Annotated in this window: 12 protein-coding genes and 2 riboswitches; of the genes, 9 read left to right on the top strand and 3 right to left on the bottom strand. The window is 48.8% G+C overall.

What is annotated here, in order from left to right; translation table 11 throughout:
* Positions 1–52 precede the first annotated feature (52 nt).
* From ACFVYJ_RS12965 to thiC, 4 genes are all read left to right on the top strand, one after another.
* Positions 53–583, top strand: coding sequence for a phosphatase PAP2 family protein (locus ACFVYJ_RS12965; RefSeq protein WP_419415739.1), 531 nt, complete (start codon positions 53–55; stop codon positions 581–583).
* Entirely contained in the window at positions 583–1644 is a 1062-nt protein-coding gene (locus ACFVYJ_RS12970; protein ID WP_419415738.1) for an MJ1255/VC2487 family glycosyltransferase, read from the top strand. Before ACFVYJ_RS12965 ends, ACFVYJ_RS12970 begins: the two co-directional genes overlap by 1 nt.
* Before the next feature lie 608 nt (positions 1645–2252).
* Positions 2253–2345: riboswitch (TPP riboswitch) on the top strand.
* Between the two features lie 61 nt (positions 2346–2406).
* Positions 2407–3219, top strand: coding sequence for a bifunctional hydroxymethylpyrimidine kinase/phosphomethylpyrimidine kinase (thiD, locus tag ACFVYJ_RS12975; RefSeq protein ID WP_419415737.1), 813 nt, complete (start codon positions 2407–2409; stop codon positions 3217–3219).
* Positions 3220–3261: 42 nt separating this feature from the next.
* The gene (gene thiC / locus ACFVYJ_RS12980) at positions 3262–5160 is read left to right on the top strand and encodes a phosphomethylpyrimidine synthase ThiC (RefSeq protein ID WP_419415736.1); all 1899 of its coding nucleotides are present in this window, start codon (positions 3262–3264) and stop codon (positions 5158–5160) included.
* A gap of 49 nt (positions 5161–5209) precedes the next feature.
* On the opposite strand, the gene ACFVYJ_RS12985 is transcribed toward thiC, so the two are convergent.
* Positions 5210–5695, bottom strand: a complete 486-nt coding sequence (locus tag ACFVYJ_RS12985; protein ID WP_419415735.1) for a MarR family winged helix-turn-helix transcriptional regulator — start codon at positions 5693–5695, stop codon at positions 5210–5212.
* 214 nt (positions 5696–5909) lie between these two features.
* Positions 5910–5984: riboswitch (cyclic di-GMP riboswitch) on the top strand.
* A 273-nt stretch (positions 5985–6257) separates the two neighbouring features.
* Between ACFVYJ_RS12985 and ACFVYJ_RS12990 the strand changes: the two genes are divergently transcribed.
* On the top strand, positions 6258–6887 hold the full coding sequence (locus tag ACFVYJ_RS12990) for an MBL fold metallo-hydrolase (protein WP_419415734.1): 630 nt from the start codon (positions 6258–6260) through the stop codon (positions 6885–6887).
* Here the strand turns inward: ACFVYJ_RS12990 and ACFVYJ_RS12995 are convergent.
* Entirely contained in the window at positions 6877–7527 is a 651-nt protein-coding gene (locus tag ACFVYJ_RS12995; protein ID WP_419415733.1) for a DUF502 domain-containing protein, read from the bottom strand. The genes ACFVYJ_RS12990 and ACFVYJ_RS12995 overlap by 11 nt on opposite strands.
* Positions 7528–7554: 27 nt before the next feature.
* Positions 7555–8559 (bottom strand): 6-phosphofructokinase, encoded by a 1005-nt coding sequence (pfkA, locus tag ACFVYJ_RS13000; protein ID WP_419415789.1) that lies wholly within the window; start codon positions 8557–8559, stop codon positions 7555–7557.
* 121 nt (positions 8560–8680) lie between these two features.
* Between pfkA and aceK the strand changes: the two genes are divergently transcribed.
* From aceK to ACFVYJ_RS13020, 4 genes are all read left to right on the top strand, one after another.
* Positions 8681–10420, top strand: coding sequence for a bifunctional isocitrate dehydrogenase kinase/phosphatase (gene aceK / locus ACFVYJ_RS13005; protein ID WP_419415732.1), 1740 nt, complete (start codon positions 8681–8683; stop codon positions 10418–10420).
* Between the two features lie 110 nt (positions 10421–10530).
* Entirely contained in the window at positions 10531–11511 is a 981-nt protein-coding gene (locus ACFVYJ_RS13010; RefSeq protein WP_419415731.1) for a TAXI family TRAP transporter solute-binding subunit, read from the top strand.
* 61 nt (positions 11512–11572) lie between these two features.
* Entirely contained in the window at positions 11573–14155 is a 2583-nt protein-coding gene (locus tag ACFVYJ_RS13015; RefSeq protein ID WP_419415730.1) for a TRAP transporter permease, read from the top strand.
* An 8-nt stretch (positions 14156–14163) separates the two neighbouring features.
* Entirely contained in the window at positions 14164–14589 is a 426-nt protein-coding gene (locus ACFVYJ_RS13020) for a universal stress protein (RefSeq protein ID WP_419415729.1), read from the top strand.
* Positions 14590–14690 lie beyond the last annotated feature (101 nt).

Below are 14690 nucleotides of genomic sequence, written 5' to 3' on the forward strand. Positions count from 1 at the left end.
TAACCCCCGGCAGTCAGCATCAGGCAGTAAGCGAACTCGCGGAGCCTGAGCTATGAATAGCCTGCAGAAACTCTCTCATCTCGATACACTGGCGTTTAGCTGGTGTTTACAACTGCCGAAAGCAAGGCTTATTGCTAAAATCAGTCGTCAGATTTCCCGTCTTGGCGATGGCTTCTTGTATCTGGCGGTTGGTGTTTTACTGGCGCTGTTTGAGCCAGTGGATGGTAGTGCTTTTTTAACCGTTGGTTTGCTGGCGTTTGCATTTGAGCTGCCGCTGTACCTGATTTTGAAACGCACGATTAAACGAGATCGTCCTTTTGTGGTGCTACAAGCGCATCAGGCATTTATCCAGCCAGCAGATCGTTTTAGTTTTCCCTCTGGTCATGCCTCTGCTGCTTTTGTGTTTGTTACCGTGCTGGCGTTTTTTTATCCGGCCTTGTTGGTATTGGGGTACTTATTTGCAGTCTTGGTAGGTGCTGCTCGTATTATGTTGGGCGTACATTTTCCTGCCGATATTCTGGCCGGGGCACTACTTGGCAGCGGATGTGCCGTGCTGGCTCTGCGTTTGTGTGGGTATGCTTGATGAAGATTCTTTACGGCGTACAGGCTACTGGCAACGGCCATATTACGCGGGCGAGGGTTTTGGCACCGGCTTTGGCTGAGCGTGGTGCGGAAGTGGATTTCCTGTTCAGCGGCCGGGCGCGAGATCAATTATTTAATATGGAGCCCTTTGGCGACTACCAGTGCCGCACAGGTCTGACCTTTTGCATGCGAAAGGGGCGGGTTGATGGCTGGCGAACATTGCTGAAAAATCAGTATTTACGACTAATTAAAGATATACGGGCATTGGACTTGTCTGGCTATGATCTGGTGGTGAGTGATTTTGAACCTGTTTCTGCTTGGGCTGCCCGGTTAAGAGGGGTGCCATCAGTTGGTATTGCTCATCAATATGCGTTTCTGCATGCTTTGCCGGATCGGTCGATTTGGCGTTTGTTGAAACCTCAGATTAAACTGTTTGCGCCAGTGGCACAGGCAATCGGTCTACATTGGCAATCATTTGGCGGACACTGCTTGCCGCCAATGATTCAGGCCCCCTTATATGGCCCGGTGTCTGAGCCATATAAGTACCTTATCTACTTACCGCATGATGATCTGTCAGAGATTATCCAGTGCTTAAAGCGCTTCAGTACGCTCCGATTTTTTGTTTACTGCAATGTTAGCCAGCAACGGGTAGAAGATAATATCGTGCTCTGCCCATTTTCCAGGCATGGTTTTCAACGTGATCTGGCCAGCTGTGAAGGGGTGATTTGTAACGCAGGATTTGGCTTGCTCAGCGAGGCAATGCAGTATGGTAAAAAGATTCTTTGTTTACCACAGCAAGGGCAGCTGGAGCAGATATCCAATGCGCGGGTTTTGAGTCAGCTGGAATACGGTGTGGTGATCAAAACACTGCAAGATCCTCAGCTGCAAAACTGGTTCAATTCAGCGTCTCCTGTGCCGGTTCAGTGGCCTGATGTTGGTTCTGCCCTGGCAGACTGGCTGATTTCTGGCTGTCAGGCGCCTTTATCGGAGTTGAGCGATCAGCTATGGGTTAACCCGCGTACTGGTATGCCAGTGGTCGCTCAGTCAGTCACGCAAAACTGAAAAAGTGACACTCCTACAGAACATAAAAAGGGCATCTCATGCTATGAGATGCCCTCGTTCGGTGTCCAAGATTCCATGCGGCGTGACATGCTTCCCTGAGCGTCCTGCCCTCCCGTGCCGCTGACCGTTCATCCCTGTTGTTTGTTCCATAAACAGGAGATCCTATAACTTCTAGTATGGTAATTAAGCCGGAAAGCGAAATAGGAAAACTGCCTAATTTTACATTGAGTTCAGGCGGGATAGCGCGAAATACAGATTGGATGTAGAAGAGAAAATAAAAGGGGCACCTCAATCCTTGAAGCGCCCCTTATTGGCATCCATTGTCCTTGCGACATCTAATTCTTCCGTGTGCGTCCTGCAATCCTTTGTCGCTTACATGCCATCCTTGTATTCATTCCGTGAACAGGAGATCCACGTTTCCTATTATGGTGGCTTTGTTGTTTATTGGTATAAGAAAACTTCTTAATTTCTGATGGGTAGAAAGCGGGGTGGAAATTATCTTTGTTGTTAGTGGTTTTTTGCTGCTGATCGCTTACATGGCTAATTCTTTTTCGGTCTTTCCTGCAGGGGATTGGACAGTTTAATTTTTCAGCGATAAACTGAACCTATTATCTTGGTCGGGGTGCCCTTAAGGGCTGAGAATATACCCGTAGAACCTGATCCGGCTTGCCCCGGCGTAGGAAATCCAGATGTCTAAACGTCTTATTTTCGCTCTTTTTCATATCCCGTTAGCGCTCCCCTTGATTGATGAAGGTGCCTGACGTGTTATCTGTTTGTCCCCTCAATATCCTGACTATCGCGGGTTCTGATTCCGGCGGCGGCGCTGGCATTCAGGCTGATCTGAAAACCTTTGCTGCCTTAGGTGGCTATGGCTGCTCAGTTATTACTGCAGTGACTGCACAGAACACTCAGGGAGTGACGGCTAGTCAAGTATTGTCAGCAGATTTGGTTGAGGATCAGCTAGCTGCGGTCCTGGATGACATACATATCAGTGCCATTAAAACCGGTATGCTGGGAAGTGCTGAGGTGGTTCAACGAGTGGCTAGCTACCTCAAGGCGAATTTCACTGGGCCGATAGTGGTTGACCCGGTCATGGTTGCCACCAGTGGAGATAGTTTGCTGGAGCAGTCTGCCTTAGATGCCTATCTCACGGAGCTGATTCCTTTGGCTGCGGTGATAACACCGAACTTGCCTGAGGCTGCTAAGTTACTGGATACAGTATTGCCGGTGTCCGTGGACGAAATGAAGCAGGCAGCGCGGGCTTTATACGACGTGTGTGGTGCTGCGGTTTTACTTAAAGGTGGGCATTTGCCCGGCGAAAATTGTATTGATGTGCTGTTTGATGGAGAGCAGTACTACGAGTTCATGTGCCCTAAACTGGCAGTCAATAATACGCATGGCACGGGTTGTACACTTGCCTCGGCGTTAGCGCTTGCGTTAGCAAAGGGGGCGGATCTGCCGCAGGCTGTGTCGTTAGCCAAAAATTATATTACTGCTGCTATTGAAATGTCCGGTCAGCTTAATGTGGGCTCAGGTCACGGGCCGGTAAATCATTTTTATGCACTCTGGTCTTAACAGGTGCTTTATTAATAATCATAACTATTACAGGTTAATACCATGACGGATAAAACGCCTATCGATGCACAGGCAAAAGTGCTTAGTCAGTCAGCTCAGGTTGACCATGCTTCTGTGCAACCTTTTCCGCGTTCACGCAAGGTCTATGTTGAGGGTTCTCGGGACGATATTCGGGTGCCGATGCGCGAAATTACATTAGATATCACGCCAACGGCATTCGGTGGTGAACCAAATGCTCCCCTGTTTGTTTACGATACGTCTGGTCCTTACACGGACCCGGAAGCGCAGATCGATGTACGCAAAGGTTTGAATCCGCTGCGGGCAAGCTGGATTGCTGAGCGTGATGACTCAGAACAGCTAGAGCAGCTAACGTCAGAGTATGGGCGTGTGCGAGAGGCGGATCTTCGCCTGGATGCCCTGCGTTTCCATTTGCAGCGCAAACCCCTGCGTGCCAAAAGCGGCAAGAATGTGTCTCAGCTGCATTATGCACGCAAGGGTATTATTACGCCGGAGATGGAATATATCGCGATTCGCGAAAATATGAAGCTGGCAAAGGCGCGTGCTGAGGGTAACCTTATTGCAGAACAGCATCCGGGAGAAAACTTCGGAGCCTATATGCCTGAAGAGATTACGCCTGAATTTGTGCGCAAAGAAGTGGCAGAAGGCCGCGCTATTATTCCTGCCAATATTAACCATCCTGAGCTTGAGCCGATGATCATCGGGCGTAATTTCCTGGTGAAGATTAATGGTAATATTGGTAACTCTGCGCTCTCTTCAAGTATTGAAGAGGAAGTGGAAAAGATGACCTGGGGTATCCGCTGGGGTGCAGATACCATCATGGATCTTTCTACCGGCAAGAATATTCATGAGACCCGGGAGTGGATTATTCGGAACTCTCCGGTGCCGATCGGTACTGTGCCAATCTACCAGGCGCTGGAAAAGGTGAATGGTGTTGCTGAAGACCTGAACTGGGAAGTGTTTCGCGATACGTTGATTGAGCAGGCAGAACAGGGTGTGGACTACTTCACCATTCATGCGGGTGTGTTGCTGCGCTATGTACCAATGACAGCTAAACGCATGACAGGCATTGTCTCGCGTGGTGGCTCTATCATGGCCAAATGGTGCTTAGCCCATCACCAGGAAAACTTTCTGTATACCCATTTCGAAGATATCTGTGAGATCTGCAAAGCCTATGATGTTTCGTTCTCGCTGGGAGACGGTTTGCGTCCAGGGTCAGTTTACGATGCGAATGATGAAGCGCAGTTTGCTGAACTGGAAACCCTGGGTGAGTTGACTAAGATCGCCTGGGAGCATGATGTGCAGGTGATGATTGAAGGTCCGGGCCATGTGCCTATGCACATGATTAAAGAAAACATGGATAAACAGCTCACAGAGTGCCATGAAGCGCCGTTTTACACACTGGGTCCATTGACCACAGATATTGCCCCTGGTTATGACCATATTACCTCGGGTATTGGTGCTGCGATGATCGGCTGGTATGGCTGTGCCATGCTTTGTTACGTGACGCCAAAAGAGCATCTAGGGCTGCCGAATAAGGATGATGTAAAAACCGGTATCATCACCTACAAGATTGCTGCTCATGCGGCGGATCTGGCGAAAGGCCACCCAGGTGCGCAAATTCGTGATAATGCGATGTCCAAGGCGCGTTTTGAGTTTCGCTGGGAAGATCAGTTTAATATTGGTTTGGATCCAGATACGGCTAAAGCGTTCCATGATGAAACCCTGCCTAAGGAATCTGCCAAAGTGGCACACTTCTGCTCAATGTGTGGGCCGAAGTTCTGTTCCATGAAAATTTCGCAGGAAGTACGTGAACTGGATGCCGATCAGGTTGCGGCGATAAATGCGCAGGCTGAACAAGGCATGCAGGATAAATCAGCGGAGTTTAAGGCAACGGGTGCCGAGATATATCACAAGCTGTAATAAAAAAGGGCGAACCGCGGTTCGCCCTTTTTTTGTAATAAATTTGTAGTCAGGAAAAACCGATCTGCAGATCCCAGAACTTTTCAATTTCCTTCAGCTGACTGCTTAGTTGTGAGAATGATGTGTCATTCATCACGTCTTCAGCATTAATCTGATCCAGCTGCTTATCAAACATTTCCTGAACCAGGTCATGGATTGCCTTGCCTTTGTCGCTAAGGCTGATGCGAACTGAGCGTTGATCGTGCTCGGATCGGACCTGATTTATGTAACCATTGGAAACTAGCTTTTTCAGGTTATATGACACATTGGAACCGAGGTAGTAGCCACGTGTTCTTAACTCACCTGCAGTCATTTCGCGATCTGAAATATTGTGCATCAACAGGGCTTGCACACTGTTAACATCGGTGTAACCCAATGAATCTAGACGAAGTTTCAACAGATCGAGAATCCGTCGATGTAGACGTTCAATAAGACGCATACAGTCTAGAAAGTCAGCAGATGAGTCCGCTGGATGGGTCTTGGAAGAGGTTTCCATATATGGGTTCCCTGTTAGTAACAGCTTGTATCTTTAAAGATATTATTCTTCATCGGTCGTTTATGGAAAGTTTTTAGGCATTTTTTGCAATTTAATGAAAAATTGTATCGTGATTAAATTGCTTTTGCACCGATGTCTGTTAATCTTACGTTAAGGTTTGTTGGTTGGACCAGTCCTGTTTCAATCAGCTTTCCGTCTCCAGCAAAGGATCCTCTCTCGATAAAGGCAAACCGTACGCAAGTACGGGACGCAAAGTTCAGAGTCCCACGTGGATGGTCTGGCTACCGAACGAGAGGGATCTTTTTCTAAGTGCGGACCAATCGTCACCGGCAATAGCAAACCGCAAGTATAAAACATCCCGTTTAGTTTCGCTGCAACACTGTTGATGCTGCATGTGACCAGTTCAGGTATGTGGATTTCTTATCACTCTCAGCTAACTCTGTTAGAGTTGACGCAGGTTCTGCGCCAGTTAAAAGGTAGGCTGATAGCAATATTACGCAGATGGTAGCAAATTCAGCGCAAGTTTTTGTCCCTCAGATTAAGAGTAAATTCAAACAAGTTTATGAAATTCAGAACAATTCCTGTAACGCCATTTCAGCAAAACTGTACGCTGATCTGGTGTGAAGAGACTAAAAAAGCGGCTGTGGTTGATCCTGGTGGTGAAGTGGAACGTATTCTGTCTGCGGTCACAGAGGAAGGTGTGGTACTTGAAAAAGTGCTACTGACCCATGCCCATATTGACCATGCTGGAGGCACAGCTGAGTTGATGCAGACGCACAAGCTGCCTGTGGAAGGGCCGCATATCGATGATAAATTCTGGATCGATGGTATGGCAGAGCAGAGCCGGATGTTTAATTTTCCCGTATGCGATAGTTTTACCCCTGACCGTTGGCTAAATGATCAGGATCAGGTGGCAGTGGGTAACCAGAGGTTAGAGGTGATTCACTGCCCCGGGCATACGCCCGGTCATGTGGTGTTTTTTCATGCTGCGGAGAAGCTGTTATTAGTTGGTGATGTGCTCTTCAGGGGCTCCATCGGTCGCACTGACTTCCCTCGGGGCAATCATGCTGATCTCATTCAGGCGATTAAGGAAAAGATTCTGCCCTTGGGTGATGATGTCATGTTTATTCCGGGGCATGGACCTAATTCTGAGCTGGGTGTGGAGCGCCTCACCAACCCGTTTATTCGGTAGTCTCTTTCAGCGCAGAGCCTTCCCCTTTGCTCGCACTGGTAATGCCGCCACTGACTACAAACGTGGTCACTCGGCTGGCTTTGGCGTCTAAACGAGTTATACGGTCTTTAGGCACGATAATCAGATTGCCGGCAAAGTTGTAGGATTGGGGCAGGTAAACCGCCACGTCCTGTGCCAAGCCAAATTCATCAAGCTGGTCATTGGTAATAAACCCCATGGCCTTGATGGCGCCATCCGGTGTCAGGGTAACCAGTACAGGGGCCTCAAAGCTTTTCTGATCGCCAAGAAAAGCTTTAAATAGATCCTTTAAGGTGTTGTAAAGTAATTTAACAACCGGGGTCTTTTCCAGCAGGCGGTCAAGCCAGGACAGGACGATAGCCCCTAGGTAGTTTGAGGCAATTGCTCCGGTCAGTATGATTAATGCCAGCGTGCAGAGGCCTCCCAGTAACACTGTTTCTGCGCCGGGAGATATTGCAGGAAAAAATACCTGAATAACGCTACCAATGGCTGAAAATACGGTGTTATTCAACGCGGCGAAGATCAGGTAGACGAGATAGACAGTGAGCACCGCTGGTAGCAGTATCAGCAGGCCTTGAAAGAAGAACCTGATTAGGCTGCGAAATAACAACGGGTTTTTCATCTCTTAACGTTCCTTGATTGGTGGCACTTATTTGTGCAACAGAAGTGCGCGTTGAAACAGGGTCGGATCAAGCGGTTTTTTATTCGCGATGACATGCTTCAGCGGCGTGTCACAGATGGCGCCATTCTGCACCCCAATCATAATGTCAGAATAACCGGCACATAGATAATCGACCGCAGATGCCCCAAGGCAGGAGGCCAGAACTCGGTCATGACCTGAGGGGCTGCCGCCGCGCTGTATATGGCCCAATATGCAGACCTTGGCTATTTGCCCGTTTGCTTCGAGTTGGTGGGCGAGGCTATATGTCAGGCCGGGTTCAGGGCCTTCTGCTACGACGATGATGCCGCTAGAACCTTGTCCGGTACGTCGATTATTCGCCAGTTGAAAACAGATCGCATCGACCTCAACTTCATACTCAGGCACCACAATCATCTCCGCGCCGCAGGCAATGCCGACGTGGGTGGCAATAAATCCAGAGTTGCGTCCCATAACCTCTACCAAAAACAGGCTTTCATGAGATAGGGCGGTGTCACGAATTTTGTCAATGGCATCGAGTGCGGTATTAACCGCAGTGTCAAAGCCGATGGTGTCATCACTGCCAAAGATGTCATTGTCGATGGTGCCCGGTAGTCCGACCACTGGAATGCCACTTTCACGGCACAGTAAGTGAGCTCCCGTCAGTGAGCCGTCACCACCGATCACTACCAGGGCGTCAATTGTATTTTCCTGCAATATCTGAGCGCCACGCTGGCGTACTTTTGCATCTTTGAATGCCAGGCATCGGTCACTTTTCAGCAAGGTGCCGCCTCGTTGCACGATATTGGTGACAGACGCAGAGTTCATTTCTTCAAAGTCACCTGTGATTAACCCGCTATAACCGCGGTGTATGCCCACTACACGAATATCCTGATTGAGTGCTGCGCGCACGACGCCACGAATGGCTGGGTTCATGCCTGGCGAGTCGCCGCCGCTGGTCAAAACAGCAATGGCGCGTGGTTTTTGGGTTACAGAAAATGTTGGAATGGTATACATCGGCTTATGATCAGCTGGCTGTTTGGTTTCAGTGTAATCTAAGCTGCATGACAGAATCATCATGTGATCCAATTTATCGTGCGAATAATTCGGTCCAACATCTTAGGTTTGAGTATCGAGCATGGAACGTAAGCCATATCAGCGAATTGCTGCCAGCGTTATGGTGTATTTTGCGGAGTATCGCCTGAACTTTCAGGAAATAACCGAGGAGGCACAGGTTTTTTTCGAGGGTGCTGACTGGGGGGCGATTCAAACGCTTTCAGCACAGCGTATCGACCTGTATGAATCCATGGTGGTGGCGGCCGCTTCAGAGATGCAGCAGCTGTTAGGCGAGGCGTTGTATACACCAGAGTTATGGAATAAGGCTAAACCTTACTATCGTCGGCTATTGCAGCAGCGGACAGACCCGGAACTGGCGGAGACCTTTTATAACTCTGTGTACTGTCATGTTTTTCGCCACCGGCAGATAGACGATGAGCACATGTTCATTTTTTCATCCTGGCGGGAACGGCTGATTAATACGGGTGGTGCGATCTATCGTACATACCCATTGGCTGAATTGGGTGGTGTAAGACTGCTGTCCCGGTTATTACAAGATCTGCCGTTGCAAGCGCCCTGGGAAAATCTGCGTCGTGATATTCGTAATCTGGTGGTGCGGGCACGAGGTGTTCTGCCGTTAGCCAGGTTGTCGGAGCAGGGCGCGTCGGTGCAGGTTATTCGTAGTCTGTTTTATCGCAACAAAGCAGCCTATGTGGTGGGTAGGGTACATATTGCTGATCAGAGTATTCCTTTTGTATTGCCGATTCTCAATAACGAGCAGGGCGCATTATATGTGGATTCTTTGATCTGCGATGAGAATGATGTCTCCATTATCTTTAGCTTTACTCGTTCCTATTTCCTGGTTGATGTCGATATCCCATCTGAATTCGTGCGGTTTCTTCATACGTTAATTCCCGCAAAGTCTATACCGGAACTCTACAGTTCGATCGGTTTTTACAAGCAGGGTAAAGCGGAGTTCTTTCGTAGTTTTGTGGCGCACCTAGCGCAAAGCGAGGATCAGTTCATTATTGCACCGGGTATTAAAGGTATGGTTATGACCGTTTTCACGCTGCCCTCTTTTCCGGTCGTGTTCAAAATTATAAAAGACCGGTTTTCCTCTTCGAAACAGATTACCCGTGAGGGCGTGAAGGAAAAGTATCAATTGGTTAAGCGGCATGACCGGGTAGGCCGGATGGCGGATACCCAAGAGTTTACTAACTTCAGTTTTCCGAAAGCGCGTTTTTCCGAGGCGTTATTGCAAGAACTGCAATTGGTGGCTGCCAATAGTGTGGTGATTGAAGAGTCCAGGGTGATTATTCGCCACTTATGGACTGAGCGGTATATGACGCCACTGAATATTTATATCGATGATGCACTGTCGAGCAATGATGATACGGCGTTATTTAACGCCATTAACGAATATGGCAAAGCGATTAAGCAGTTGGCGGCGGCGAATATCTTTGCGGGCGATATGTTATTTAAAAACTTCGGTGTAACCCGGCATGGGCGGGTAGTGTTTTATGACTATGACGAAATTCTGTACCTTACCGAGTGCAACTTTCGCCGGATACCTGAACCTATGTACCCAGAGCAGGAGCTTTCGGGCGAACCTTGGTATTCGGTAAGTCAAAATGATGTGTTCCCGGAAGAGTTTTCTCTGTTAACGGCTTGTCACCCAAAAGTCAGGCGGTTGTTTAATGAATTACATGGTGACCTGTTATCGGTGGAATGCTGGTTAAGTATGCAATCTCAGGTACAGCAGGGTGTGCTGGTGGATGTGTTCCCATATCGCCAGCTGCATCGTTTCTCCCGCTCACATTAATATATTGATTTCCTTGAAAATCTTAGGAATGCCACTAGGCTGATAAGTGGCGTATTAATAAAAATGAGCATATTACACAGTGTCAGACTGATTAATGCAGGGAGAGAGTGATGCGAGCACAAAAAACATTGGTTTCCGCAGTCGTGGGTACTGCATTGGGCGTAGGTTTGACTGTTGCGGTGCCGACGGTTCAGGCGCAGGATTTCATAACCATCGGTACCGGTGGTGTGACTGGCGTGTATTACCCTACTGGTGGTGCGATCTGTCGGCTGGTCAACAAGGGGCGTAAAGAGCATGGTATTCGTTGTTCCGTAGAGTCTACCGGTGGTTCGGTCTACAACCTCAACACGATTCGTGCGGGTGAGTTGGACATGGGGGTAGCCCAGTCTGACTGGCAGTATCATGCTTACAAAGGCACCAGTAAATTTGAAGAGATGGGCGCTAACCCGGATTTAAGAGCCGTTTTCTCAGTGCATCCTGAGCCTTTTACGGTTGTTGCCAGAGCTGACTCAGGCATCAAAGATTTTGATGATATCAAGGGTAAGCGGGTCAATATTGGTAATCCGGGCTCGGGGCAGCGTGGGACGATTGAAGTTCTGATGAATGCTAAGGGCTTGACGCTGGACGATCTTGCTCTGGCTTCTGAACTGAAAGCATCGGAGCAGGCCAGTGCGCTCTGTGACAATAAGATTGATGTCATGGTTTATGTTGTGGGGCATCCAAGTGGTGCGATCAAAGAAGCAACTACCTCGTGTGACAGCACATTGGTAAACGTGAATGATGATGTGGTTAACAAGCTGGTGGGCGATAATAGCTATTACCGTAAAGCTGTTATCCCAGGTGGAATGTACCGTGGTAACCCGGATGATGTAATTACCTTTGGTGTGGGTGCAACCTTCGTATCTTCTGCTCAGGTGCCTGAAAAAGTTGTTTATCAGGTGGTGAAAGCAGTATTCGAAAACTTCGATGATTTTCGTAAGTTACACCCCGCTTTTGCCAATCTGAAAAAAGAGGAGATGATAAAAGATGGTTTGTCAGCACCGCTGCACCCGGGTGCGATGAAATACTATAAAGAAGCAGGCCTTCTATAAAAGCATCTGCCCGGGGTCAGTCCCCGGGCTGTTATCGTGGTAATGATGAGGAGGTCCCTCCATGGATGAAACCGGGCGTCATGCACAGAGTGTTGCTGATGAAGTTCAGCAGATGGTGGCTCAATCTGATTCGGGAGCCAGATCTCCTGCAGGCCTGCCGGGTAAATTTTTATGGTTAGTAGCGCTGAGCTGGGCATTATTTCAGCTGTGGTATGCCTCACCGTTACCATTTATCGTCAACTTTGCAGTTTTTAATGATACCGAAGCTCGTGCTATTCACCTGAGCTTTGCGATTTTTCTTTCTTTTACAGCGTTTCCCGCGCTGAAATCGTCTTCCTTTGATTCTGTGCCTTGGCAGGATTGGTTGTTTGCGTTGCTGGGTGCCTTCTGCGCCAGTTATTTGGTGGTTTTTCACGCTGAATTGGCAGATCGGGCAGGTGCTCCAATCACGCGCGATATCGTGGTTGCTGTGTGTGGCATGATCTTGCTGCTTGAGGCGACACGTCGCGCGCTTGGCCCACCATTGATGGTAGTGGCCTCAGTGTTTTTGTTGTACACCTTTGCCGGCCCTTACATGCCAGAGGTGATCTCACATAAAGGGGCAAGCCTTAATAAAGCGATGTCCCATCAGTGGTTAACGACTGAAGGTGTTTTTGGTGTGGCACTGGGTGTCTCCACCAGTTTTGTGTTTTTGTTTGTGCTGTTTGGTGCGCTGCTTGATAAAGCAGGTGCTGGTAACTATTTCACGCAGGTGGCTTTTTCTCTCCTGGGTCATATGCGCGGCGGTCCGGCAAAAGCGGCCGTTGTCTCTTCTGGTTTGAGTGGACTGGTGTCGGGCTCCTCTATTGCCAATGTGGTAACCACGGGTACTTTCACTATCCCGTTGATGAAGCGGGTGGGTTTTCCCGCATATAAAGCTGGTGCGGTTGAGGTAGCGGCCTCTACCAATGGTCAGTTAACGCCGCCGATTATGGGGGCTGCGGCATTTCTCATGGTTGAGTATGTCGGGATCTCATATATCGAAGTTATCCAGCATGCGATCCTGCCCGCGCTTATTTCTTATATTGCGTTGATCTATATCGTCCATCTTGAAGCTTTGAAAGCCGGCATGGAGGGCCTGCCAAGCAGGAACAAAGCAACGCTGGCACAAAAACTTGTGGTTTGGGCGTTTATTATTCTTGGGGTCTGTATTGGTTCATTGGCAATATATTACGGCCTGGGATGGAGTAAAGAATATCTGGGCAGTTGGTCCTACCTCTTAGCCGGTGGCGGCATATTGATTCTGTACCTGTTTTTGTTGCGTTATGCGACAAAATACCCGGACCTGGTTATGGATGATCCTGAGGCTGATATCGTGCAGTTGCCAGAAACCGGGCCAACGGTTAAATCAGGTTTGTATTTCCTGTTACCCGTAGGTGTGCTGATCTGGTGCCTGACGGTAGAGCGGTTTTCGCCGGGTCTATCCGCATTCTGGGCTACTGTCTTCATGGTGTTAATTATATTAACGCATAAGCCGTTGAAAGCATTTTTCCGTCAAGAGCAGGATCTTGCCCGACATCTTGTTGAGAGCGTCGAAGATCTATTTAATGGCTTGGTATCGGGGGCACGCAACATGATCGGTATTGGCGTTGCGACTGCAGCGGCCGGTATCGTTGTTGGTACTGTAACCCTGACAGGTATCGGCCTGGTCATGACCGAATTTGTTGAGTTTATCTCTGCCGGTAATGTGTTCCTGATGCTGCTGTTTACGGCGATCATTAGTCTGATTCTTGGCATGGGTCTGCCAACAACTGCTAACTACATCGTGGTATCAACACTGATGGCGCCGGTCATCGTTACCCTTGGCGCGGAGCATGGTTTGATCGTGCCGCTGATTGCGGTGCATTTATTTGTGTTTTACTTCGGTATTTTGGCTGACGATACGCCTCCAGTGGGGTTAGCTGCTTTCGCCGCCGCTGCTATTGCGCGATCTGATCCGATCAGAACCGGTATTCAAGGCTTTACCTACGATATTCGAACTGCGGTACTGCCTTTCATGTTTATCTACAATACAGAGTTAATCCTCTATGGCATCGAAAGCGTGCCGCACTTGTTAATGACAATCTTTGGTGCTCTGGTTGCTATGCTGGTGTTTGCGGCCGCAACGCAGGGCTTTTGGCTGACCAAAAATCGCTGGTATGAAACGATTTTGTTATTGCTGATCGCTTTTGTAATGTTTAGGCCGGGCTTTTTTTGGGATGAAGTGTTTCCGCCAACCCAGCAGCTATCTGCGGTAGAAATCGTTGAATATGCTGAGCAGCTACCATCAGGTCAGCCTTTGCGCATGCGTGTGGCAGGCGAAACTCTAGACGGTGATTGGGTTGAAAAGACTGTTCAGCTGCAGCTGTCGGAAGAGGGTAGTGGCGAAGAAAAACTCATGTCGACTGGTCTTGAACTACGCATAGACCAACAGGATGTCATTGTGGATATGGTGGAATTTGGCAGCGATGCACAGAATGTGGGTATCGATTTCGATTGGAAAATCCTCTATATCGAAGCTGATAATATTCGGCCGGATAAGCAATGGTTGTGGCTGCCCGCCCTCGCATTGTTGCTGGTTATGGGATTTATACAAACCAGGCGCAGAGAAAACGCTGCAAGCTGAGGTGATCTATGTTCAAGAAAGTGTTGGTGCCTCTGGATTTGCAGGATAAGCAAGGTACCGCTGAGACATTGGCGGAGCTAGGGCCGTTCCTCACCGAAGGTGGGCAGATTTTTCTGCTGACGGTCATGCCGGACTGGCAAATGCCTCTGGTGGCATCTTACTTCCCGAAAGGTAGTCAGGATAAGGCTCGTGCTGCTTTGCTGAATGCGCTAGACAACTTGGCACAATCTCAATTGTCGGGGGTAGATGTGAAATGCATGGTTGCCATCGGTGAAGCACAAGAACAAATTGTACAATTGTCTAAACGGGAAAAGGCTGATCTGATTGTCATCAGAGCGCAGACACATGGCGCTTTAGATAAACTGATGGTTGGCTCAGTGACAGCAAAAGTGGTCGAGCGAGCGCCCTGCTCGGTTTTTGTGCTGAAAAAATAAATAGCGCCCAATCTCTCCTTAACGGTTGACCTTAATTCTGTGCGGTGTAGAATGCGCCTCCCTGACCGCTACAGGGCAGTGTTTATCTGCCGGTGGGGTTT

Origin of the sequence: Pontibacter sp. JAM-7 (assembly GCF_048548695.2) — a bacterium.
Classification (GTDB): Bacteria; Pseudomonadota; Gammaproteobacteria; order Pseudomonadales; family Balneatricaceae; genus Neptuniibacter.

What these genes read in the sequence shown, in the direction of transcription:
- ACFVYJ_RS12965 (WP_419415739.1), top strand. Translation starts at nt 53, where the DNA reads ATGAATAGCCTGCAGAAACTCTCTCATCTCGATACACTGGCGTTTAGC.
- ACFVYJ_RS12970 (WP_419415738.1), top strand. Translation starts at nt 583, where the DNA reads ATGAAGATTCTTTACGGCGTACAGGCTACTGGCAACGGCCATATTACG.
- thiC (WP_419415736.1), top strand. Translation starts at nt 3,262, where the DNA reads ATGACGGATAAAACGCCTATCGATGCACAGGCAAAAGTGCTTAGTCAG.
- ACFVYJ_RS12985 (WP_419415735.1), bottom strand. Translation starts at nt 5,695, where the DNA reads ATGGAAACCTCTTCCAAGACCCATCCAGCGGACTCATCTGCTGACTTT.
- ACFVYJ_RS12990 (WP_419415734.1), top strand. Translation starts at nt 6,258, where the DNA reads ATGAAATTCAGAACAATTCCTGTAACGCCATTTCAGCAAAACTGTACG.
- ACFVYJ_RS12995 (WP_419415733.1), bottom strand. Translation starts at nt 7,527, where the DNA reads ATGAAAAACCCGTTGTTATTTCGCAGCCTAATCAGGTTCTTCTTTCAA.
- pfkA (WP_419415789.1), bottom strand. Translation starts at nt 8,559, where the DNA reads ATGTATACCATTCCAACATTTTCTGTAACCCAAAAACCACGCGCCATT.
- aceK (WP_419415732.1), top strand. Translation starts at nt 8,681, where the DNA reads ATGGAACGTAAGCCATATCAGCGAATTGCTGCCAGCGTTATGGTGTAT.
- ACFVYJ_RS13010 (WP_419415731.1), top strand. Translation starts at nt 10,531, where the DNA reads ATGCGAGCACAAAAAACATTGGTTTCCGCAGTCGTGGGTACTGCATTG.
- ACFVYJ_RS13015 (WP_419415730.1), top strand. Translation starts at nt 11,573, where the DNA reads ATGGATGAAACCGGGCGTCATGCACAGAGTGTTGCTGATGAAGTTCAG.
- ACFVYJ_RS13020 (WP_419415729.1), top strand. Translation starts at nt 14,164, where the DNA reads ATGTTCAAGAAAGTGTTGGTGCCTCTGGATTTGCAGGATAAGCAAGGT.